Source organism: Lactobacillus sp. ESL0263, assembly GCF_003692845.1.
In the GTDB taxonomy this organism is placed as follows: domain Bacteria; phylum Bacillota; class Bacilli; order Lactobacillales; family Lactobacillaceae; genus Lactobacillus; species Lactobacillus apis.
This window is the reverse complement of the sequence record NZ_REHL01000006.1, coordinates 91,820-114,558: the sequence shown is the minus strand read 5'-3', so window position 1 is coordinate 114,558 and position 22,739 is coordinate 91,820. Positions and strand designations below refer to the sequence as shown.

21 protein-coding genes are annotated in these 22,739 nt (G+C 35.8%); 19 read left to right on the top strand and 2 right to left on the bottom strand.

The window, feature by feature from the left end; genetic code table 11:
• Positions 1-95 precede the first annotated feature (95 nt).
• From guaA to F5ESL0263_RS06910, 7 genes are all read left to right on the top strand, one after another.
• The gene (guaA, locus tag F5ESL0263_RS06940) at positions 96-1,646 is read left to right on the top strand and encodes a glutamine-hydrolyzing GMP synthase (protein ID WP_122035867.1); all 1,551 of its coding nucleotides are present in this window, start codon (positions 96-98) and stop codon (positions 1,644-1,646) included.
• Between the two features lie 139 nt (positions 1,647-1,785).
• On the top strand, positions 1,786-2,493 hold the full coding sequence (gene budA / locus F5ESL0263_RS06935; RefSeq protein ID WP_122035864.1) for an acetolactate decarboxylase: 708 nt from the start codon (positions 1,786-1,788) through the stop codon (positions 2,491-2,493).
• 434 nt (positions 2,494-2,927) lie between these two features.
• Positions 2,928-4,919, top strand: coding sequence for an AAA family ATPase (locus F5ESL0263_RS06930; protein WP_122035861.1), 1,992 nt, complete (start codon positions 2,928-2,930; stop codon positions 4,917-4,919).
• Between the two features lie 476 nt (positions 4,920-5,395).
• Complete coding sequence (locus F5ESL0263_RS06925; RefSeq protein WP_122035859.1) at positions 5,396-6,250, top strand: ABC transporter ATP-binding protein; 855 nt, start codon at positions 5,396-5,398, stop codon at positions 6,248-6,250.
• Entirely contained in the window at positions 6,251-7,096 is an 846-nt protein-coding gene (locus F5ESL0263_RS06920) for an ABC transporter permease (RefSeq protein ID WP_122035856.1), read from the top strand.
• 1 nt (position 7,097) lies between these two features.
• Positions 7,098-7,550 carry a LytTR family DNA-binding domain-containing protein gene (locus F5ESL0263_RS06915; RefSeq protein ID WP_122035854.1) on the top strand — a complete coding sequence of 151 codons (453 nt, stop codon included), beginning with the start codon at positions 7,098-7,100 and terminating at the stop codon, positions 7,548-7,550.
• Position 7,551: 1 nt separating this feature from the next.
• Positions 7,552-7,944, top strand: coding sequence for a DUF3021 family protein (locus F5ESL0263_RS06910; protein WP_122035852.1), 393 nt, complete (start codon positions 7,552-7,554; stop codon positions 7,942-7,944).
• A gap of 170 nt (positions 7,945-8,114) precedes the next feature.
• Here F5ESL0263_RS06910 and F5ESL0263_RS06905 read toward each other — a convergent pair whose 3' ends face one another.
• Entirely contained in the window at positions 8,115-9,659 is a 1,545-nt protein-coding gene (locus tag F5ESL0263_RS06905) for a caspase family protein (RefSeq protein ID WP_122035849.1), read from the bottom strand.
• A gap of 254 nt (positions 9,660-9,913) precedes the next feature.
• Positions 9,914-11,221 carry an APC family permease gene (locus F5ESL0263_RS06900; RefSeq protein WP_122035846.1) on the bottom strand — a complete coding sequence of 436 codons (1,308 nt, stop codon included), beginning with the start codon at positions 11,219-11,221 and terminating at the stop codon, positions 9,914-9,916.
• A gap of 230 nt (positions 11,222-11,451) precedes the next feature.
• Between F5ESL0263_RS06900 and rbsK the strand changes: the two genes are divergently transcribed.
• From rbsK to licT, 12 genes are all read left to right on the top strand, one after another.
• Positions 11,452-12,366 carry a ribokinase gene (gene rbsK / locus F5ESL0263_RS06895; RefSeq protein ID WP_122035843.1) on the top strand — a complete coding sequence of 305 codons (915 nt, stop codon included), beginning with the start codon at positions 11,452-11,454 and terminating at the stop codon, positions 12,364-12,366.
• Between the two features lie 118 nt (positions 12,367-12,484).
• Positions 12,485-13,393 carry an L-lactate dehydrogenase gene (locus F5ESL0263_RS06890; RefSeq protein ID WP_122035841.1) on the top strand — a complete coding sequence of 303 codons (909 nt, stop codon included), beginning with the start codon at positions 12,485-12,487 and terminating at the stop codon, positions 13,391-13,393.
• A 389-nt stretch (positions 13,394-13,782) separates the two neighbouring features.
• Positions 13,783-14,442 carry an amino acid ABC transporter permease gene (locus F5ESL0263_RS06885; RefSeq protein WP_122035839.1) on the top strand — a complete coding sequence of 220 codons (660 nt, stop codon included), beginning with the start codon at positions 13,783-13,785 and terminating at the stop codon, positions 14,440-14,442.
• On the top strand, positions 14,423-15,100 hold the full coding sequence (locus tag F5ESL0263_RS06880; RefSeq protein WP_122035837.1) for an amino acid ABC transporter permease: 678 nt from the start codon (positions 14,423-14,425) through the stop codon (positions 15,098-15,100). The genes F5ESL0263_RS06885 and F5ESL0263_RS06880 overlap by 20 nt, the downstream gene beginning before the upstream one ends.
• A 5-nt stretch (positions 15,101-15,105) precedes the next feature.
• A complete protein-coding gene (locus F5ESL0263_RS06875) occupies positions 15,106-15,846 on the top strand; it encodes an amino acid ABC transporter ATP-binding protein (protein WP_122035835.1) in 741 nt (246 codons plus the stop codon).
• A 9-nt stretch (positions 15,847-15,855) separates the two neighbouring features.
• Complete coding sequence (locus F5ESL0263_RS06870; RefSeq protein WP_122035833.1) at positions 15,856-16,701, top strand: transporter substrate-binding domain-containing protein; 846 nt, start codon at positions 15,856-15,858, stop codon at positions 16,699-16,701.
• A 115-nt stretch (positions 16,702-16,816) separates the two neighbouring features.
• Complete coding sequence (locus F5ESL0263_RS06865; RefSeq protein WP_046307648.1) at positions 16,817-17,062, top strand: type B 50S ribosomal protein L31; 246 nt, start codon at positions 16,817-16,819, stop codon at positions 17,060-17,062.
• Positions 17,063-17,192: 130 nt separating this feature from the next.
• Positions 17,193-18,560: a UDP-N-acetylmuramoyl-tripeptide--D-alanyl-D-alanine ligase gene (murF, locus tag F5ESL0263_RS06860; protein ID WP_122035831.1), complete on the top strand. Its 1,368-nt coding sequence runs from the start codon at positions 17,193-17,195 to the stop codon at positions 18,558-18,560.
• A gap of 10 nt (positions 18,561-18,570) precedes the next feature.
• A complete protein-coding gene (locus tag F5ESL0263_RS06855; RefSeq protein ID WP_046307644.1) occupies positions 18,571-20,103 on the top strand; it encodes a DEAD/DEAH box helicase in 1,533 nt (510 codons plus the stop codon).
• 78 nt (positions 20,104-20,181) lie between these two features.
• Positions 20,182-20,535, top strand: coding sequence for a holo-ACP synthase (acpS, locus tag F5ESL0263_RS06850; RefSeq protein WP_122035829.1), 354 nt, complete (start codon positions 20,182-20,184; stop codon positions 20,533-20,535).
• A 2-nt stretch (positions 20,536-20,537) separates the two neighbouring features.
• A complete protein-coding gene (gene alr, locus F5ESL0263_RS06845) occupies positions 20,538-21,668 on the top strand; it encodes an alanine racemase (protein WP_122035827.1) in 1,131 nt (376 codons plus the stop codon).
• 159 nt (positions 21,669-21,827) lie between these two features.
• Complete coding sequence (licT, locus tag F5ESL0263_RS06840) at positions 21,828-22,661, top strand: BglG family transcription antiterminator LicT (RefSeq protein ID WP_122035825.1); 834 nt, start codon at positions 21,828-21,830, stop codon at positions 22,659-22,661.
• Positions 22,662-22,739 lie beyond the last annotated feature (78 nt).

The following is a 22,739-nucleotide window of genomic DNA, read 5'->3' as shown; positions in this document are numbered from 1 at the left end:
GTGAATTTCCAGTGAAAAAAGTAGTTGACCAAAGAGACAATTCTTAGTACAGTTTAAATAAATTTATGTTTTTTAGAAGAGGAGCTCGGATATTTGTGAAAAAAGACATTCACGATTTTGATGAAATTATCGTTTTAGATTTTGGTAGTCAATATAATCAATTAATTACCAGGCGCTTGCGCGATTTTGGGGTTTATTCTGAGCTCCTACCGCATGACGTCAGTATGGAGAGAATCAAGGAAATTAATCCAAAGGGGATTATTTTTTCTGGTGGGCCAAATAGTATCTACGGTGAAAATGCACTTAAGGTTGACCCAGCAATTTTTGACTTAGGGATTCCAATCTTAGGTATCTGCTACGGAATGCAATTAATGTCGTACTATCTGGATGGTAAAGTTGAAAAAGCTGACAATTCAGAATACGGTCGTGCAGAAATTGAAGTTGAAGATTCTAGCAACGTTTTATTCAGTGACTTACCAAAAGAGCAATATGTGTGGATGAGTCATGGGGACCTAGTAACTGGGGCTCCTAAAGGCTTTGAAGTCGTTGCTTCAAGTAAAAACTGCCCGATTGCTGCGATTGCAAACGATCAAGCCAAAATGTATGGTATTCAATTCCATGCCGAAGTGCGCAACACACAATATGGTCTCGACATTTTACGTAATTTTGCTTTTAAAGTATGTGGTGCCAAAAATGATTGGTCAATGACCGACTTTATTGACTTACAAGTTGCAGAAATCAGAAAAACGGTTGGTGACAAAAAAGTCATTCTTGGTTTATCCGGTGGGGTAGACTCTAGTGTGACTGCAACACTTTTACATAAAGCAATCGGAGATCAATTGACTGCAATTTTCGTTGATCACGGGATGCTGCGTAAAAATGAGGGTGACGAAGTAATGGCAGCCTTAAATCGTGATTTGGGTGTGAACATTATTCGTGTGAACGCTCAAGAACGGTTTTTAAATAAACTAAAAGGTGTCACTGATCCAGAACAAAAACGTAAAATAATTGGTAAGGAATTCATCGAAGTATTTGCTGATGAAGCTAAGAAAATTAAGGATGTTGATTTCTTGGCTCAAGGTACCCTTTACACTGATGTAATTGAAAGTGGAACTAACACAGCACAGACAATTAAGTCGCACCACAATGTAGGTGGTCTTCCTAAGGACCTAAACTTCAAGTTAATTGAACCATTGCGTAAGTTGTTTAAAGATGAAGTGCGCGAATTGGGCGAAAAACTAGGCATTCCACACGATTTGGTCTGGCGTCAACCATTCCCTGGACCTGGTCTTGGTATTAGAGTTCTTGGCGAAGTAACAGAAGACAAACTAAAAATTGTACGTGACAGTGATGCTATTTTACGTGACGAAATTAAAAAGGCAGGACTGCAAGAAGACGTATGGCAATACTTTACTGTTTTACCTGGAATTAAATCCGTTGGTGTTATGGGTGATGGCCGTACTTATGACTACACCATTGGTATTCGAGCAGTTACTTCAATTGATGGGATGACAGCAGATTTTGCCCGTCTGCCATGGGATGTTTTGCAAAAAATCTCGACTAGAATTGTCGATGAAGTGCCAAACATTAACCGCGTCGTCTACGATGTAACGAGTAAGCCACCTTCAACAATTGAATGGGAATAAAAATAAACAATCTGGACTTATTAAGTTAAGCACTCATTGGTATTAAACCGATTTGTAAAAACTAATTATGTTCTGATTGTTTTTTGCTTTCTGGTGATTAAAAAATAAAAAATTTAAAAGGATGGAGTAGTGAAATAGTATGGCAAATACTTTATACCAACACGGTACAATGCAAATGTTAGTTGAAGGTTTATTGGATGGTACAATGCCGATTGAAGATTTATTGACACATGGAAGTATTGGCATTGGCACTGGTGATGGTGTGGATGGTGAACTCGTCATTTTAAACGGTGTTGGCTATAAAATCGATACGAGTGGTAAAGCAGTTGAATTACCAAAAGATTTTAAAGTAACCTATGCAGATGTTTGCAATGATAGTTATCGTGAATTTAAGCAATATCAAAATGTTGAATTAGAACAAATGCTTAATGATGTTCTTGATGCCAATAATGGCCAAAATCAGTTTTTTGCTTTTTTGACTAAAGGAGTTTTCCAAAAAATTAGAACCAGATCATCTAAAAAGTCGCAAAAACCCTATCCATCTTTAGGAACGATTGCACAAAATCAAGTTGAATTTGAGGCAGAAGATATTGCAGGGACAATGATTACTTTTTATACTCCTAAAGTATTCCAAGGTGTGGGAGTTTCAGGCTTTCATAACCACTTTTTAGCTGATGACTTATCATTTGGTGGACATGTTTTAGCCGCAACGATGAAGGATGTCACTGTCAGCATTCAACCAATAGAAAATTTTGAATTACATTTACCAGTAAATAGTCAGGAGTATTTGCAAGCTGACTTGAACGATACGAGTAGTCTGGATAATGTAATCTCAAAGTCAGAATAAGCACAAATAAATTAGCACTAGCTAGTTTAGTGACTATAACCTATAAATACAAACAGTATATATACTAGTTAAAGCGGATTTTTATGTTAAGCAGTTTAATTAAATAGTAAAAGACCACCGAGTTCCGGTGGTCTTTTTTGATAAAAACTAATAAATGGAGGCTAGCTTGCAAAAACACTTGGAGCTTAAAGACAATATAAGTATTCTTGGAGGCCAGCTTAAAGTTTTGTGTCAATGTTTTTCACTATGTAGATTAAGAGCATAACTGGAGAATACTCTATATAACTTAGCATGTAAGTAGTTTGCTATTTGTCATGTATTGATTCGCACTAAATTAGAAGCAATTTGGAAATTATTAAAATAGCAATTATACTATAGCAAAAAGTGCTTTTAAGAATAGACTTTATAATTATACGAAGAATAGGAAAATTTACATGGGGAAAAATGTTAATGCTATCGAGCTAACAAGAAATATTGAAAACGAGTATGAGCTTATACTGAATAAAGTATCTGATTATGAAAAAATTGAGGAAGGAGTAAGTACGCATGCTATAGATAATGATGTGACTGTAAAAGAACAATGCGAAAAAGTTGAGAAGGATCTAACAAATTTACGAAAGAAACTTGAAAAAAGTTTTTCTGAAATTAATGATGAAGATATGTCAAAGCAGTTTCATGGAATTCTTAATAATTATATTTCCTCTGCTGAGTTATGCTTAAACAACGTTAAACTATTAAATGAAAATCTTTCAACTCAGAGCATTATTGGTATCGAGGAGATTCAAATAAATAATGGTATGCTCAGAGACTTTATAAATAATTTGCGTCGAATTGTTCTAATGGCAAACATGGCAACTATCAATAGTAACATAATTATAGTTGGAAAAAATGGTAGTGGTAAGAGCACATTTGTAAATAGTTTGAATAGTATTGCTTTAGATAACATAACTGTTATTCCTGCACAAAAAGTTTTGCACTTTGATTTAAGACTGCTTGGGCAAAAATATGATTTAGAAAACTATCGACAAATAAATTTAAAACCCATTAACAATGACTTTAAGGAAGAAAATATGTATATTGGGGACATTGCTTCACCTTTTACAGCAATGATTTCAGCTTTAGTAAATGATGATATAGCTGTTGGGCAAGAGGATCGGCAAAGGGCTGAAAAATATCCAAGAAGGATTGAAAGAACAGAATCTAAGTTGGATAAAGTAAAGAAAGTTTGGAACGATATAATACCAGAAATAACTTTAAATATCTCTAAAACGCAAGATTCTTGCTTAATGGCTGAAAAAAACACACCTAGTGGAAATTCTGAATATTCAATAAATAGTTTAAGTGATGGCGAAAAGTGTATTTTATTTTATGTTGGGAATATTATTTTGGCTAAAAGGGATAGCTATATTGTTGTTGATGAACCCGAAACCTTTCTTAATCCAGCGTCTTACAACAGATTGTGGGATATATTAATTGAAGAACGTTCTGATTGTCAATTTATATTTACTTCTCATAATCCTGATTTTATCACAGCAAGAGATAATACAACTTTAGTTTGGTGCAAGCATTTTGCTCTGGAAAATAGCGGTCCGACTGATAATACAGAATTGGAAATTTTACATGATAAAGATAAATTATCCAGTGAACTACCAACTGAGTTAATCTCAGAGCTTGTAGGGAGTCGAAAGAGAATATTATTTTGTGAAGGAACAAATGAGAAGTATGATTACAAAATTTATTCAAAATTATATGAAGAATACACGGTAAAGCCTGTAGGAGGACATGATAAAGTTATTCAATATACAAAAACTTTTAACGAATTACCTCAGTGGATTGAAAATTCTGCAATTGGCATAATTGATAACGATGGAATGTCCAATTCTGAAAAGGAGAGCTTGAAAAAAGATAATGTCTTTTGTCTTCCATATAATGAAATAGAAATGCTGCTATTGGATGAAGAAGTAATATTTCAAGTTTTAAAAGATGTGAAATATGCTGATGACATTAAAAAAATCAATATGAAGATTGAAGAATTCAAAAGTAAACTTGTTTCTACTATTGAAGTTAAAAAAGATAAAATAATATATGATATCGTGAAAAACCGAGTTGATTATAAAATTCGAACGGAATTCATAGATTCAAAAAAGTATAAAGCCCTCGAAGATATCAAAAAATATGTAGATGAGTTTTCTAAACAAATGAGTGTTGACAATATTATTGAAGAAGTCAATACAGAAGTCTCAGAAGCGATAAAAAATAAGGAATATTCTGATTTGCTTAGGATATGCACATTAAAAGATGAAGTGGCTAAAGGAATTGCTAATAAGATTTTTGGCTGTGATTATATTAAAAGTGTATTAGCTAGAATAAACCAAAATGATAAAATTAAAGAGCATCTTCGAGATAAAATTAGTTTACCAAAATAATAAGCTTACTATAATCTGTTAAGTGACTTAGCAATCTTATGAGATATGTAAAAAAATAGCCTTGGAGGCTGTTTTTTAGAGTTACATATTTTGCTTTTAAAGTAGATTAAACTTTGGGTGGATCACAAGTGATGTTTGCAATATGCTTGCCAGAGCAAATTTACAAAAATCTAATGTTTCTGGTGACCAAAGGCAAAAAATATTTTGGCATAAGCTCAGATACATAGTAGTAAAATCCTGGAGAGTACAAGTGTGCTTGATAAGGTTACTACTAGAATAATTATCTAACACGAGCTTTATTTAAGTAAATAAATTGATTTTAAGTATTAAAGGTGCTGACCAAAAATTTGGCTAGCACTTTTTTCATGCCTTAATTTTAGCTTCTTGTGATTACTATTTCGCCTCTTATTACCAAATGTGCTACAAATTTCATTTTCGCTAGTATGCTTAATTTAAATTGAAGAGGAGGTGTCGCTATGTTAATTGAAACGCAGGAGTTAACTAAAAAATTTGGTGATAAAATTGCCGTTAACAAAGCTGATATTCAAATCAAGCGAGGACAATTGGTGGCATATTTGGGAACAAATGGCGCAGGCAAATCTACCACAATAAATATGTTAACAGGACTATTAAAACCAACTTCGGGAATCATTTCAAAAGTTTCAAATCTTAAAATAGGGGTAGTTTTCCAAAATAGTGTTTTAGATAATGCTTTAACAGTCAAAGATAACCTTTATTTAAGAGCTCAGATGTATCGCAATTATTCGCCAGATTGGCTTGAACATCTAATTGCTTTGATGGATATCAAAGAATTTTTAAATCAAAAATTTGGCACTTTATCAGGTGGACAAAAAAGGAGGGTAGACATTGCTCGAGCACTGATTTGTAAACCGGACTTGCTCTTTTTAGATGAACCAACTACAGGGCTTGATATTCAAACCAGAATTGTTATTTGGAACTTATTGACTAAATTGCAACAACAGCAAAACCTAACTATATTTTTGACAACTCATTATTTAGAAGAGGCAGAAAATGCTGATCAAATGTATATTTTGGAAAATGGTCAAATTCTTGCAAGTGGTTCTGCAGCAGAAATCAAGACAGAATTTGCCCCTAATAAACTAATTCTTACTGTGAATGACACCGAAATTTTACAGGCTAAACAAAAAGTCATTCAGTTCAGTCACAATCAGGTTGAAATTGATTCATTATCTCCTCAAGAAGCAATTGGAATTTTAAAAACTAATCAAGAAAATATTACTGATTTCTCGTACCGCAAAGGAACAATCAATGATGCCTTCCTTCAAATTACCGGAAAGGGGATACATTAAATGTTTGCTTTATTTCGTAGAAATTTGAAAATTTATTTCTCTAACATTCCTGGTGTATTCATGTCATGCCTAGGTGCACTGATTTCCTTCTTTATCTATATTGGCTTTTTGCAAAATAATTTAAAAAGCAATTGGCAGCAATTACCTCATGTGACTAAGATGTTGGATTTATGGATGATAGCAGGTATCGTTGCAGTTTCTGGCATTACTACGGCTTTTCAAGCTTTGGGTCAACAAGTAAGTGATCGCGAAACTCGAGCTGAGGCCGATTTTGAACTGACAGGAATATCACGCTTTGCAGAAAATTTTGCATATATTTTATCCGGTATAGTAGTCAGCTTTTTTATGCAAATCATCACTTTTGTTGTGATGGCAATGTACTTTTCATTAGTTGATCATATTACGATTCCTCAATCAGCCTATTTACCAGGACTTTTGTATATCTTGGTAGGTGCGATTGCAGCAACTTTATTAGACGAAATAATCGTGCTTTTCATGCATTCCAGCACTACTTTTAGCAGACTTTCCGCCGTTTTAGGAGCTGCTGCTGGCTTTGCTGTAGCGACTTATTTGCCATACGGTATATTGGTCTCCCAAGCACAAAGTTTGGTAAAATTAATACCAAGTAGTTATGAAGCAGCTGCTTTAAGAGACTTTTTACTTAAACAGACATTGGCAGATCTTCCAACTCATGTAAAAAGTCATCTTGTTTATTATTTGGGAATACAATTTAAAATGGATAGTTGTCGACTAAATAATATGCTTGTTTTGCTATTAATGATTGCAATACTAATTTTGGTAATTGGATTGCTTTCTTTTATCACTGATAGAAGGCGCAATAAGTAAAGTGAAAATTGAATTTAAAACAGATTCGACTTTAGACGAACAAGAAATTGAAGTTGAAATTAAAGCAGCTCAAAAAAGTGAAGCAGTTAATAATTTAATTAGCTATTTGCATAAATTTGGCAAAAAAAGATATGATCTTTTACCAATTAAAGTGGAAGACTGTATAGTAACAATTAAGCGTACAGAAATTATTAAAGTAGAAATTCAAGCAACAGATATTACTTTTTATACTACTGGAAACATAATAAAAACAACTGGTCGATTATATCAGGTACTAGAAAAACTGGGTGATAGCTTTATTCAGGTTTCAAAACACGGCATTATTAATATCAATTTTCTGGAATCGATAGAAGTAGGTTTTTCAGGAAATATGATTGCACTTTTAAAAAACAATCTAAAAGCTGACGTTTCTAGACTGTATTTGCCTGCATTAAAAAGAGAGTTAGGTCTTTAAAATGAGAAAATTAAGTAATTTCATTAACTATTTCTTTACTGGTATGGGCTTTGGTGCAATTGCTTATTTGATAATACTTACCTTTGCTTTTCCAGGTGTTCCTACCAGTCCCTTAGGTGTTATTTCTGTTTTCATTATTTCTGGGTTAATAGGTATTTTATCTATGATTTTTGCAATGGATATACCGCTTGCTATGGCCTTTGGTGTTCATTTGCTAGGAACACTTTTACTGGTTTTAATAATGATCTGGATAAATAAGTGGCCGGTTAATTTTTGGTTGATTGGTGTCTTTGTATTAGTTTATATTGTCGTTTGGCTAATCGTTATTTTGTCACAGACGCAGACTGTAAAAGAAATTAATTCCAGTATTAAAAAAAGAAATTCAAAAAAATAAAATTTACTTTTGATATATAAAAGCCAGAATCTTTTAGTGAAGAATTCTGGCTTTTTAATTATTTAAATATAGTTCTATTTTTGTAAATTGCTTTTACCAATCAGCACGCAGAATAACCAGTTTGAAATTAACTTAATGCATTAATTGTCAAGTAGACACTATCACTTTTTCTACGTCAAAAACTTATTTTCTTCCTTTTTTAATTCTTCAAGTTCTTGATAATATCTGTCTATCACATCATTCATTTTAATTTCTAAGTCTTTAAGTGGTTTTCTTTCAAAATCGTCATCAATAAAAACTAGACGAAAGTCATCAATTATTGCTGCTAAATTTTTACATTCTTGATACCAATTATTTAATTTTTTAGATGATAATGGCAGGTTTCCATCTTCGATATATAGGTCATTAATTTTCGGACCGATTTGATTTATATGTTTGACTAAATCTTGTCTGGTTATATTTTTGTTTAAAAAGTCGTTATAGGTTGAAATAAAACTTTCAGCTTGATCAATTAATTTATATGTTATTGTTCTTTGCTTTTTTAATAGTAAACAGTCCTTTTCAGTATTTTTATTTTGAAAATCCTTCAAAATAAGATAATTATCATTAAAAGCAAAACCAATATTATTAATTTCTTTTTCAACACCAAAGTTTATTTTTTGTAGTTTCTCGTTCTTAGCTTTATCTTTCCAAACTGTATGACAAAAGAAATTTTGATACATCATGTCTTGCTCATCTCTACCAAAAAAGCAGAAAACTACATTTGCCTTTTTGTTCTTCCACAAATATTCAGAACTGCTACTATTAAATATATCTAGATTTTTAACTTTGTTGACGATTTCATTAGTTAAATCTGCAATTTTAAAAAAGTAGGGGAATTTCTTAACAATTATTTTAACTCTTAATCTTTTTAAAGACCCTGTACTGATAGGTTCAACAGAATAAATAATGTAGTCTTTTGTTTCTTCTCTATATTTTTTGGGATGGTAAGGAATGTAATTACTTATAGGAAATGTTATGGTGCCCTTGATATTTGAATGAAAAGAAGGGTTTTGGATTTTGGTTCTGTTAACTTGTTTATTCCACCAATCAAAATAAAAGCGTACTAAATTCATTATATCGTTTAAAGATTTTTCCCCTTTTTTAATTATTGTTTTATCTTCTACTGCTTCGCAAAAAAACTTTGTAAATGCACTGATGCTAGAATTTTCATAGGGGTATGAGCTTTGAGTTGAACTTGAAGAGGAAATAATTGCATAACCTTTGTCTAGAAAGCTATCTATATTTTTACCAGTTTTAAGAGGAGCTGCTTCGTCAACTTTTACATTACCAGAGTAGCAGGTATCAAGAACTATTAACTTGTTTTTAGAAGGAATACAGTCTAAATCCTTAACAATCTCTTCAGTTTTTATTTCTTTATCAGTTAATAAAAGATAGTGATTTTTTCCGTCAATATTTCCTCCATGACCGGAAAAATAAAGAATAAAAGTGTCATTAGCTTTAACACAATTAATCATTTTAAAAAGTTTACTAACAAAAGATGATCGTGTAACAATCCCATCGCTTCCCAATATAAATATATTTTCTTTTTTTACATTGAGCCCCTTCATTAATGATTTAGAGATGGCCTTAATGTCGTTTTTACAAAATGGAAGATTTGAATTATCGTTGTAATGATATTCACTGACGCCAACAACTAGTGCTTTTATGCTCATAAATTTTATACCGTTTAATCTTTAGTCTTAATTTTTTTAACTAAATTTATTTTAAATCAATATTCGGTAATGTTATAGTCAATTTTATGGATAGTATAACTGGACTGATTTAGCGTTAAAAAGTCTTGAAATAGAGAATCACTTCAAGATTATATATTTTTGTTATTTGTTCTATAAAAGCCCCCATTTGTCCATTCTATCAGGAACTTTAATCTGCAAAAATAAAAGGCTTTGTCATATATGACAAAACCTTTTTAATTTGCTTTTTGGCGATGAACATAGAGATAAACAGGCCAGCCGCTCAAAGTGAGTAGAATGCCAATTGCCGACAAGACGGGCTGCGTTAGCGTGGTAGTAATCACTATAAAGAGAGCGCCACAAATTGCTAGCAGTGGTGGAAGTGGATACCAGGGAATCTTATAAGGACGCTCCAGTTTCGGCTGCCTTTTTCTTAAAATCAATACACCAACAAATAACAGGATTGAGAAGATCCAAGAAACGTAAACAAGCATATTAGTCAGTGAATCGAATGTTCCCGAAAAAATCATCACGGTCGCAATAGCACATTCAAAGAGCATACTATTTGTTGGTACCATCGTTTTACTATTTAGTGAACCAAAGAAATTAGCAGCAGGTAGCTGATGTTCTTTACCCAAAACGTAGGGCATTCTAGAACCTAAAAGCGTGTGACCGTTGATGGCACCGAAAACAGAAACCAAAATACCGATTGCAATGATAATACTGCCGAAGTGTCCGAAAAGCTTTTGTGCGGTCAATAGCGCAGTCGTTTGATTGCCAACAACTTTAGACCAGGGAATGATTTTTACATAGCTCCAATTGAGTAGGGTGTAAAAGATAGTTACGCCGAATAGTCCCCAGATAATTGCTTTGGCTAAAGTCTTAGCCGGATTCCTGATTTCACTGGCTAAGTTACCGATGCTGAGCCAACCGTCATAGGCAAATAAAACTGCCAATAGCGCCTGGCCAAAGGTTGCTGCACCAGCACCTGATGTTAAATGAGGAGCTGGTGCTCCAGCCAATTGATTTGGTCCCTGGTAAAAGAGAGCAAAAATGATAATTGCTGCAATTGGTAATAACTTGATGACCAACGTAATTTTTTGAACTTGACCACTTAGTTTTGAACCAAGCCAGTTAATTAACAAAACAACTAGCATAACAATCAATGCGATGATTGTAGTTGAGAAGTTTTTAAATTGAGGAATTTCTTTTAACTGGGTTGCAAAAACAATTGAAAGTGCGGCGATGTTGGCTGGGTAATAAATAATAATAAGTGACCAGCCAAACAGAAATGAAACTTTGGGACCGTAAATTTCGTCAAGGTATCTGACTGGTCCACCGTCTTCAGGGAAAACGGACGCCAGCTCAGCGATACTGAGTCCCGCCATTAGGGTAATGAAGCCCGCCAGGGGCCAAACTAAAATGCTTAACCACGCGTTGTGGGTTAATGATGAAATATTAGCTATTTTAAAAAAAGCTCCGCCACCAATCATGGTTCCCATAACAGTGGCAAGGGCAGCGAAGAAATTGAGTTGTCTTTTCATAATAATTACCCTATAACAAGAACGAAAAATAAATTTAATAAATATTATATGCTAGGATTATGAAAATAAAAAGAAAGTCGTTGAACTAATAACAAAATTTAAGTAAAGTTCTTCTTTGCCTACTTGAATTTGAAGTATGGTTTTTGCTAAATTGAAAGCAATTACAGCTTACAAGCTTTTTGAATAACAAAAGATGATTTAACCTTCTTTTGATTTGATAAGGAGAAAAAATGAACAAAGTTACAGTAATAGGAAGTATTAACTTAGATACCAATTTACGTGTTGCGCAGATGGCTAAACCAGGTGAGACAATCCATGCCAAGGAGCACTATTCGGCAGCTGGTGGAAAAGGTGCCAACCAAGCAGTAGCTGCTGCGCGTTCTGGTTGTGCTGTTAGTTTTGTTGGTGCCGTTGGCGATGACGCACCGGGTAAGGAAATGCTTGCTTTATTGAAAAAGGAAAACATTAACCTTGATGGTGTTAAAGAAGTTGCTAATGAGTCAACAGGTCAAGCTTTTATTACGGTAGATGATTCTGGTCAAAACTCAATTACCATTTATTCTGGGGCTAACTACGCTTTTGACCAAGACGATATCGAGCAAAATAGCGACCTAATTGCTGCAAGTGACTTTGTTGTTGCGCAGTTTGAAACACCAATTGAGGCAACAATTCAAGGATTCAAAATCGCGCGTCAGAATAGTGCAAAAACAATCTTAAATCCAGCACCAGCAATTACCGAAATTCCGGCTGAATTATTGCAAGTGACGGATATTATTATCCCTAACGAGACCGAAGCTGCCACTATTACAGGAATTGAAGTTGTTGATGAAAAAAGTGCTAAAAAGGCAGCTGACAAACTTCATGAATTAGGTGTCTCCGCTGTCATAATTACAATTGGCGACAAGGGTGCATTTTACGATTTTCAAGATAAGCAAGGTCTGATTCCTGCATTCAAAGTAAAAGCAGTTGATACTACAGCAGCCGGTGATACCTTTATTGGTGCGATGACCAGTATCTTAAAACCAGATTTTTCTAATTTAAGTGATGCAATTACATTTGCTAACAAGGCTTCTTCGTTAACGGTTCAAGGTTATGGTGCACAGCCTTCAATTCCAACCAAGGCAGAAGTTGAACAAGTTAAGTAAAATTTCTGATTAATTTAGACGATAAAAAGTTTAATTTAGGCTGAAGAAAAACTATAATTAGCTTTATAAAGATGTATCGCAAAAAGCGATAATAATAATCTAGGAAAGGTTAAAAATTATGTCTACTAAAATTGGAATTATCGGTGATGGCCACGTTGGCTGCACGATTGCACATGAATTAATTATTTCGGGCTTAGTTGATGATTTGGTAATGATTGACGTCAACGAAGGCAAGGTTAATGCCGATGCAGTTGATTTTGAAGATGCAATGGCCAATTTGCCATATCACACAAATGTTGTAGTTAATGATTATGATGCTCTTAAAGATGCAGAAGTTCTTATTAGTACGCTGGGAAAGATCTCACTTGAAACTAAGGGCGACCGTTTCCAAGAGCTTGAATACAATAAGAAGCAATTGCAACCAATTACTGAATCGATTAAGAAGAGCGGTTTTAATGGTATCTTGTTGGTAATTTCCAATCCAGTTGATGCAATTACCAACCTTTATCAACAATTAACGGGTTTACCAAAAGAACATGTTTTGGGAACAGGCACCCTTTTGGATACAGCTAGAATGAAGAAAGTTGTAGCTAAAAAATTCAACGTTGATCCAAGATCAATCAGTGGTTTTGCATTGGGCGAACATGGTGACTCTCAATTCACTGCTTGGTCAACTGTCAAAGTTTTGGAGCAACCAATTACTGAGCTGGCAAAATCAGCTTCGTGGAGTCTTGATGACCTTGAAGATGAAATCAGGACAGGTGGTCAAACAGTATTTGTGGGTAAGCACTACACTAATTATGGTGTTTCCGCAGCTGCAGTCAGAATTGTACGTGCAATTTTAACTGATTCACATACTGAACTTCCAGTTTCAAGTTACCAAGAAAAATACGGTACTTATATGTCTTATCCAACAATTGTTGGACGTAACGGAATTGAAGCTAAAATTAAGTTAGCACTAACTCCTGAAGAAGAAGAGTTGCTGGAGCAATCAGCACAGGCAATTAAAGAAAAATCACAAGCTTAAAATTAAGCTAATTAAAAGGCATCCCATGGGGGATGCCTTTTTTTAGTTTCTAAGACAACTGATTGATAAAAAATGATTAAAAATGAATGATGCAAATCTGTTGACAAAAAGTAAGTATAAGCATAGCATGTGAAGAGTAACAGTTATTACAAAAAAGGAGTACAAACCATGTTTAAACTTGGTGTAAGTAAAACACAATGTCAAAAAGTCTGTTTTGTTAAAAACAATGTGGACAATCTTTTGGCACGCGGATTCTTAAAGTTAATAACTGCTTAATTAAAGAATCGACGTGCCGACGCGGCTCGTGGTTTTTTGTTATTGGAATTAGACAAGACCTATGAAGTCCATGTGGATAAATAGGTCTTTTTTATTTAGAAATGGGGATAGAAATGAACTGGCAAGTTATTAGTCACAGTTTACCAATCTTTGCCCAAGCTTTTAAGCTAACTTTATGGCTTTCGCTTGTTGGTATCTTAGGTTCGCTAATTGTTGGTGCGCTAAGCAGCCTGATACAGTATTTTAAAGTGCCAATTTTAAGTCAGCTATTTACAGCTTATGTTGAACTGGCAAGAAATACACCATTATTAATTCAATTATTTTTCCTGTATTATGCTTTTCCTGTTATTGGCTTGAAAATGTCTGCTACAACTTGTGGCATTATTGGACTGATTTTTCTGGGCGGTGCTTATATGGCAGAAGGATTTACCGGTGGTTTTAGTGGTGTTAACCAGACCCAAATTGATAATGGTAAGGCGCTGGGGATGAATAATTTACAATTAGCGCGTTATGTGGTTTTTCCACAAGGTTTTGCACTGAGTATGCCTGCACTAGCTGCTAACGTCATATTTTTGGTTAAGGAAACTTCAATCTTTTCTGTAATTGCTATCCCAGAATTAACAAATACAGCACTTGATTTAATTGGTATGTATTACCGCTCTAATGAATACTTGTTTGTTCTCGTTGTTGCGTATGCAATCATCCTCATTCCAATTATTTTGCTCTTGAATTTGCTTGAAAGGAGAGTGCGCTATGGAACATTCGGTGATTAATGTCCTTTTTGCAGGAAACAATTTTGCCAGAATCATGCAAGGATTGTGGACATCTGTGTGGATTTCCGTTGATAGTCTAGCTGCTGGTTTAGTTCTGGGGACACTTTTGGGAATTCTAAGAACACTACCTAATAAGCCACTACGCTTTATTCTAAGGCTTTACCTTGAGTTCTTTAGAATTGTGCCAACAATTGTCCTGCTTTATTTGGTTTATTACATTTTGCCACGCAGTTTCAACATTAACTGGCCGGCTAGTTGGATGGCGATTCTCGCCTTTGCATTGTGGGTGGCCGCTGAATTTAGTGATATTGTCCGTGGAGCTATCGAATCAGTACCAGTAACGCAAAAAGAATCTGGTTTGGCATTAGGCTTAAGTAAAACGCAGCTTTTCCGCTATGTGTTATTACCACAGGCAGTTAAGTTGGAATTGCCTGCAACGATTAACCTCGCTACGCGGGTAATTAAAACAACTTCGCTCTTAATGATGATTAGTATTATGGATGTAATTGCAATTGGTCAACAAATTATTGAAGCTAATAACCAAAAATATCCGACTGCAGTTTTTTGGATTTATGGTCTGATTTTTATTTTGTACTTTATCATCGATTATCCATTGTCACTTTGGTCTAAAAAGTTGGCAGCTAAAGAGAATAGGTAAGAAAAATGACAGAAGAAATTTTACGAGTAGAAAATTTAAACAAGTTTTATGGTGATCGCCATATTTTACACGATATTAATTTTACGTTGCATCAAGGTGAGGTTCTAACTCTACTTGGTCCGTCGGGCTCAGGAAAAAGCACTTTAATCAGATGCCTTAATGGATTGGAAGATTTTAGTAGCGGTGCGGTTTATTTTAAAGGTGAAAAAATCAAGCCAACCGATAAAAATTGGCAAGAGATACGACAAAAAATCGGCATGGTCTTTCAAAGTTATGATTTATTTCCTAACTTAACTGTCATGGAAAACATTTTATTAGCTCCTACTAAGGTACAGAAGCGTGCAAAAGATCAGGTGGCTCAAGAAGCAGAAGGATTATTAAAAGACGTTGGGCTTGAGAAGTATGCGGATTCGTATCCTCGAGAATTATCTGGGGGACAAAAGCAAAGAATCGCTATTGTGCGCGCCTTAATCATGCACCCAGAGGTAATGCTGTTTGATGAAGTAACTGCTTCACTTGATCCAGAAATGGTGCGCGGCATTTTGCAGATAATGACTAAGTTATCAAAAAAGCACCATATGACCATGATTATTGTGACGCATGAAATGGGCTTTGCGGAACAAATAGCGGACCAAGTCCTATTCCTAGAAGATGGGCGCATTTTAGAAAATACGCCCGGAAAAGCTTTTTTTGCCCAACCCAAAACTGAACGTGCACGCGACTTTTTAGAGAGTATGGATTTTTAAGGAGTTATAATGAAGAAAAATAAACTTAAAAGGCGTATAGCAATTTGGTCAGTTGTAATTGTTGTCTTATTAGTTACCTTTTTTGGCTTCAGGTCTTCATTAAATGACAGTACCGGCGGAAGCGACAGCAGTGTAGTCGCAATAAAAAAGCGTGGCGTTTTGCGTGTAGCGGTCTTTGGTGATTTGCCACCATACGGTTGGGTAGATGAACATGGTAATCGGCGAGGCTATGACTTACGCTTGGCCCGTAGAATGGCCAAAGATCTTGGTGTAAAAGCAAAGTTTACACAGGTTAACGCTAATAATCGAGTTGACACATTGAATTCTGATAAAGCTGATATTGTGTTGGCCAACTTTACTGTGACACCAGAACGTAAACAAGTGGCTGATTTTGCTAGGCCCTATATGAAGGTATCTGTTGGTGTGATTTCACCCAAAAATGCACCGATTAGTAATGAGCGTCAATTGAAAAACAAAACGGTTATTGTGAATAAGGGGACTACTGCTGAGAATTATTTTACTGAAAAAGGTGGGGTCAGCTTGTTAAAATTTGATTCAAAAACGCAACAGTTTAATGCAATTAAGAATAAACGAGCTGCTGCATTAGCGGATGACAATTCATACCTGTATGCGTGGGTTAAACGAAATCCAAGTTATACGGTTGGGATTAAAAATATTGGTCCTAATCAATACATTGCGCCAGCAGTTAAAAAGGGCAATAAATCTCTACTTGATTGGACTAACCAAGAAATCACTAAACTAACAAACCAAGGCTTTTTTGTGACAGATTACAATAAAGAATTAAAGCCTTATTTTGGCAAGGAAGTAAAGCCGAGCGATATTGTTCTTAATTAATAAAAAGCTAGTTTAGTAATATATCTTGAAATTGACTCAAAAAAATGTTATTGTAATAAACGTTAATCGATTAATCTATGGCTTGAAAGAGAGTCATGGCAAAGGAGTAATAAACATGAAACAAGGCATTCACCCAGATTACCAAGAAGTTGTCTTTATGGATTCCGCAACAGGTGCAAAATTTGTTGCTGGTTCAACCTTAAAGTCAAAAGAAACAGTAGATTACGAAGGTAAGACTTACCCATTGATTCGAGTTGAAATTACTTCAGATTCTCACCCATTCTACACAGGCAAGCAAAAGTTTGCTCAAGCAGATGGACGAATCGAAAAGTTCAACAAGAAATATGGTGTCAACAAGTAATATCTTTAATCTGGTGGAAGCAGTCCCATTGGGGCTGCTTTTTTATGTAAGACGTAATTATTATGCTGTAACAATTATGCAGACATAATGTTGGGTTGAGCAAAATTTCTTTTAGGTAGGAGAGTATTAGATGAAAATGCAACTGGCAGAAATTGCCAAAGCAATTAATTCGACTTGTGAAGGTAACGACCAAACTGTTATTACTTCTGTTGCCTTCGACTCAAGAAAGATCTCTGAAGGCGGACTATTTGTGCCGCTAAAAGGCGAACGTGATGGCCATGATTTTATCAATAGTGCAATTAGTAATGGCGCTAGTGCAACTTTATGGCAAAAAGACCGTCCTAATAAACCTGAAAACATTGCTGTTTTAGAGGTTGACGATCCACTTTTGAGTATGCAACAACTAGCGCAATATTACCTTAACAAGGTAAATCCTACAGTAGTAGCAATTACTGGTTCTAATGGTAAAACTACTACTAAAGATATGACCGCAGCGGTTTTAGCTAAGCGCTTTAATGTACACAAGACCGATGCCAACTTCAACAATGAAATTGGTGTTCCAATGACTATTTTGGACATGAAACCTAATACGGAGATTTTAGTTCTGGAAATGGGAATGGATCACGCTGGCCAATTACACCAGTTAAGTGAACTAACCCATCCTGACGTAACTGTTATTACCATGATTGGTGAAGCGCATATTGAGTATTTAGGTTCGCGTGAAGGCATCGCTGATGCCAAAATGGAGATTACCGATTTCTTGCGTGAAGATGGCGAGCTTATCTATAATGGGGATGAACCACTTTTACGTGAGCGTGCTGAAAAGCTTGAGCAAGCTAAAATTACGTTTGGCTTTAACCAAACTGATAGCATTTATGCAACTGGCTATCGTAGCTATAAGCATCATGCAACATTTACGGTCAATGACTCTGACAGCCAATTTACTATTCCAATGATTGGTAAACATAATGTTTCAAATGCTCTTTCGGCGCTATGCGTTGGTCGTCATTTTGGTGAAAGTGATGAAGAAATTGCTACCGCATTAGCAAGCTTTACCCCGACAGCTGATCGCATGGAATGGGAAAAAGGCGATGTGGGCGAAGACATCATGAGCGATGTCTATAACTCAAACCCAACAGCAGTTCGAGCAGTTATTTCCAGCTTTGGTCAAATTCAGGTCCCTGAAGGCAGTCGCAGAATTGCCGTTTTAGGTGACATGCTTGAATTAGGCGAAAGATCGGCTGCATTACATGCTGGACTTGCTGATTGCCTTGATCCGCAAGTGATTAACGAAGTATATTTATTTGGTTCAGAAATGGAAAATTTAGCTGATGTTCTAAAGAACACATATGGACCAGAGAATTTACATTATTATAAAGAAGATCAGATGCAGCGATTGATAGCTGATCTGAGAAATGATATTAAGCCGCACGACATTGTTGTTCTGAAGGGATCACATGGGATGCACCTTGAAAAAGTAGTAAAGCGGCTTAGATAAGGAGAACTTAGTGAAATTTTCAGAATTAGGATTAAATGACGAGCTTTTAAAAGCAATTAAACGTTCAGGCTTTGAAGAAGCAACGCCAATCCAGGAACAGACAATTCCTCTTGCCTTAGCGGGTAAAGACGTAATTGGTCAAGCGCAAACAGGTACAGGTAAAACTGCAGCATTTGCTTTGCCAATTTTACAAAATTTAGATAAACACAATAAAACTATTCAAGCGTTGATTATCGAACCAACACGTGAATTAGCTATTCAAACTCAGGAGGAGCTTTTCCGCTTGGGTCGTGATGAAAAAGCACGTGTTCAAGTAGTTTATGGTGGTGCAGACATTGGCCGCCAAATTCGCTCACTTAAGAACCATGTACCAGCAATTTTGGTTGGTACACCAGGTCGTTTGCTTGACCACTTAAAGCGTAAGACAATCAACTTGGAAGGTGTCAACACAATTGTACTTGATGAAGCTGACGAAATGCTAGACATGGGCTTCATTCAAGATATTGAAAGCATTTTGAGTTATGTGAAGAATCGCAGTCAAACTTTGCTTTTCAGTGCCACAATGCCAAAACCAATTTTGCGCATTAGTGAAAAGTTCATGCATGATCCAGAGATTGTACGGATTAAGACAAAAGAATTAACTGCTGATTTAATTGATCAGTACTACGTTCGTTGTAAGGACGCAGAAAAATTCAACATCATGTGTCGGTTAATTGACGTTGAAAGTCCAGATTTGGCGGTTATCTTTGTTCGAACTAAGAGAAGAGTTGACGAAGTTACTCGCGGTTTGCAAGCACGTGGCTATAATGCTGCCGGCATTCACGGTGACTTGTCACAAGCACGTCGAATCAGTGTCTTGAAGCGATTCCGTGCAGGAAAATTAGATATTTTAGTTGCTACCGATGTTGCAGCACGTGGGCTTGATATCTCAGGTGTTACTCACGTTTACAACTATGATATCCCTCAAGATCCAGATTCATATGTTCACCGTATTGGTCGTACAGGTCGTGCTGGTCAAAATGGTAGTTCAATTACTTTTGTTACTCCAAACGAACTTGGCTACATGCGCACAATTGAGCAATTAACTAAGAAAAAGATGACTCCACTTCGTCCACCTTCAGATGATCAAGCGCTTCGTGGTCAATTAAAGATTGCTAAGACTAAGATTGAAGACTTGATGAAGGAAGATTTGAGTAAGTACACTGATGACGCTAGTGAGTTACTTGAAAACTACTCAGCCATCGACCTAGTTTCTGCATTTTTGAAGAACCTTTCAAAAGATTCTTCTGATGTTGAAGTAACTATTAGTTCCGAAAAGCCATTGCCATATAAAGGTGGTAACGGTGGTGGTCGCCGCAATGGTGGCGGCAGAGGCCGTGGACATTATGGTCGTGGCGGCGGTCGCGGTGGTAATAGCCGTGGCGGTCACGGTAATTATCGCGGTGGCGATCGTAATCACGGTGGTCATAGCAGTTACCGCGGTGGCCGTTCAAACCGCTCAGGTAGTGGTCATGATTTCGTAATTAAAAACAAAAAAGATTAACGTTTTTGCTAAAAAGAGGGTTGTGGTTAAGTGCAACTCTTTTTTTGTATTATAATTTTGGCTTAAGAGGTGAGCAAATTGATTTATGGTGTTGGTATTGATGCAGTAGAAGTAGAACGTGTAGCAAAAATAGTTGCCAAAGGTGATGGCTTTGCCAAAAAGGCATTAACACCAAATGAATTTGCCCAGTATCAAAAAATGTCTGGTAAGCGTAAGGTTGAATACTTAGGTGGTCGCTTTTCAATTAAGGAATCATTTTCCAAGGCAATGGGAACTGGTTTAGGAAAAGACCTTGGCTTACAAGATGTCGAAACACTTTGGGATGAAAATGGTCATCCGATAACAACTTCAACTAAGTTTGAAGGCAAAATTTGGTCAAGTATTACTCATGATAATCATGAAATAGTTACTTTAGTTGTATTGGAGAAATAAAAATGGTACCTGGAATACATCGCCCAGCCGCTGTTTATGTCAATCTAGCAGCGATTAAGCACAATTTAAAAGAAGAACAACAGCAACTCAAACCGGGACAAAAACTATTTGCAGTAATCAAAGCTAACGCATATGGTCATGGTGCAGTTAGAGTGGCTCAAGCCGCGACTGAAGTTGGCGTTGACGGCTTTTGTGTGGCAATCTTAGATGAAGCATTGGAATTGCGTCAGGCGGGCATTAAAGCTCCAATTTTAGTTCTGGGTGTCACACCTACGCAATACGTTTCACTGGCCGTTTCCCATGATATCTCTTTGACTGTTCCGGATTTAGCTTGGCTAAAAGAGGCCAATAAAGAACTTACAGATGAAGATGGTGAGCTGAAAATTCATCTTGCAGTTGATACAGGTATGGGACGCATTGGCTTTAGCGAAGATCAGGATTTTCTTGCAGCCAACGATTTTCTTTTGGACAATCATCACTTTAATGTCGAGGGAATGTATACCCATTTTGCCTCAGCAGATAGTAGCGATGATTCATATTTCAAAAAGCAAGTTGAGTGCTTTAATCATTTTAAAGGCCTACTTAAGCTTAAACCTAAGTGGATTCACGCAGATAATACAGCTGCAAGTCAGTTTCACCAACAAGTTGAAAGTGATATTGTTCGTTTTGGAATAGGAACCTATGGCCTGAATCCATCGTCTAATCCCGCAAGTCAAGATTTGCCTGTGCGTCTTAAGCTAGAGCCAGCCTTATCTTTTGAAAGTGAATTAGTTCAGGTACATACGGTTCATAAAAACCAGGGCATCAGCTATGGCTCAACTTATGTTACCGATAGTGACCAAATTATTGGTACTGTTCCTGTCGGTTATGCCGACGGTTTTATTAGAAAGTTTCAGGGCTTTACGGTAAAAGTGGGAGATGAGTACTGTCCAATTGTTGGCCGGATTTGTATGGATCAGCTGATGGTACGTTTGCCGCATGAAATGCCAGTAGGAACAAAAGTAATTTTAATTTCAAATGATCCGCAAGCGCCTAATGACATTAAGGCTGCGGCTGATTACGTGGACACAATCCATTATGAGGTCGCTTGTTTACTTGATGACCGTTTACCTCGGATTTATTATGAAAAATAGACTATAGTGGAAAAAGAGCATTGACATTGTTTTTTGTTTAATGTTATCATCTAGTAAACGGTTTCAGAATAAAAACTGGATTGTTACTGTTAAATCAGGCGATACCACAATGATTTTTGTGGTATTGCCTTTTTTAGTTTTAGGGGGAGAGTCAATGCATTGATTATCAAAAAGAAGTTTAATAATAATGTACTCATGACTGATGATAATGATGGCAAAGAAGTAGTTTTAATAGGTAACGGACTTGCTTTTAATGCACATCCAGGTGATAAAGTTGATACCAGTAAGGTAGAAAAAGTTTTCCATATTGAATCCGGAAATAATACTGAATCATTTGCTGATTTTGTTAGTAAGATTCCCGAATGGGAATTGAATATGGTAGAGGAAATAGTCAACTATGGGGAGCAGATACTAGGAATAAAGTTAAATAAATACTTATATCTTAGCCTTAGTGACCATATTGAAAATGCAATTGAGCGCAGCCGTAGCGGTACTAATCTTACCAATCCACTTTTATGGGAAATAAAAGAGCTTTATCCTAAGGAGTTTGCAGTAGCTAAGCAGGCACTTAAAATAATCTTTAAGTATACTGATGTTGAGTTACCGGAAGATGAAGCAGGTTTTATTGCACTACATTTTGTGAATACACAACAAAAGAAGGAAAAGATGAGTCAGACAATGTCAATTCCCAAAATTGTCAGAGACATTCTATCTATTGTTGAGCATCACTTTGGCATTAAACTTGATAAAAAATCGACATCTTATGAGCGATTCTTAGTTCATCTAAAATTTTTTGCTCATCGAGTAGTTGATAATGAAGGTTTTCCTGAGGCACAAATAAAAATGGTAGATCAGCTTGCGCAATCGTGGCCAGATATTTATGAGTGCGTAGAAAAAATAGATCAATACATGCAGGATAAACATCAAATTAAGATTAACGATGATGAGCGCTTATACTTAATGCTACATATTAATCGAGTTATAAAAAAATAGTTTTTAAAGGATTGTTACTGTTAAATCAGGCGATACCTATACTTACTTTTGAAGTTGCAAAAGTGGGTAGGTATCGCC

Excerpts from the sequence above, each read along its gene's own strand:
- F5ESL0263_RS06930 (WP_122035861.1), top strand. The coding sequence starts at position 2,928 with ATGGGGAAAAATGTTAATGCTATCGAGCTAACAAGAAATATTGAAAAC.
- F5ESL0263_RS06920 (WP_122035856.1), top strand. The coding sequence starts at position 6,251 with ATGTTTGCTTTATTTCGTAGAAATTTGAAAATTTATTTCTCTAACATT.
- F5ESL0263_RS06870 (WP_122035833.1), top strand. The coding sequence starts at position 15,856 with ATGAAGAAAAATAAACTTAAAAGGCGTATAGCAATTTGGTCAGTTGTA.
- F5ESL0263_RS06885 (WP_122035839.1), top strand. The coding sequence starts at position 13,783 with ATGAACTGGCAAGTTATTAGTCACAGTTTACCAATCTTTGCCCAAGCT.
- murF (WP_122035831.1), top strand. The coding sequence starts at position 17,193 with ATGAAAATGCAACTGGCAGAAATTGCCAAAGCAATTAATTCGACTTGT.
- F5ESL0263_RS06910 (WP_122035852.1), top strand. The coding sequence starts at position 7,552 with ATGAGAAAATTAAGTAATTTCATTAACTATTTCTTTACTGGTATGGGC.
- F5ESL0263_RS06890 (WP_122035841.1), top strand. The coding sequence starts at position 12,485 with ATGTCTACTAAAATTGGAATTATCGGTGATGGCCACGTTGGCTGCACG.
- F5ESL0263_RS06925 (WP_122035859.1), top strand. The coding sequence starts at position 5,396 with ATGTTAATTGAAACGCAGGAGTTAACTAAAAAATTTGGTGATAAAATT.
- F5ESL0263_RS06865 (WP_046307648.1), top strand. The coding sequence starts at position 16,817 with ATGAAACAAGGCATTCACCCAGATTACCAAGAAGTTGTCTTTATGGAT.
- alr (WP_122035827.1), top strand. The coding sequence starts at position 20,538 with ATGGTACCTGGAATACATCGCCCAGCCGCTGTTTATGTCAATCTAGCA.
- F5ESL0263_RS06880 (WP_122035837.1), top strand. The coding sequence starts at position 14,423 with ATGGAACATTCGGTGATTAATGTCCTTTTTGCAGGAAACAATTTTGCC.
- F5ESL0263_RS06900 (WP_122035846.1), bottom strand. The coding sequence starts at position 11,221 with ATGAAAAGACAACTCAATTTCTTCGCTGCCCTTGCCACTGTTATGGGA.
- F5ESL0263_RS06875 (WP_122035835.1), top strand. The coding sequence starts at position 15,106 with ATGACAGAAGAAATTTTACGAGTAGAAAATTTAAACAAGTTTTATGGT.
- budA (WP_122035864.1), top strand. The coding sequence starts at position 1,786 with ATGGCAAATACTTTATACCAACACGGTACAATGCAAATGTTAGTTGAA.
- F5ESL0263_RS06905 (WP_122035849.1), bottom strand. The coding sequence starts at position 9,659 with ATGAGCATAAAAGCACTAGTTGTTGGCGTCAGTGAATATCATTACAAC.
- rbsK (WP_122035843.1), top strand. The coding sequence starts at position 11,452 with ATGAACAAAGTTACAGTAATAGGAAGTATTAACTTAGATACCAATTTA.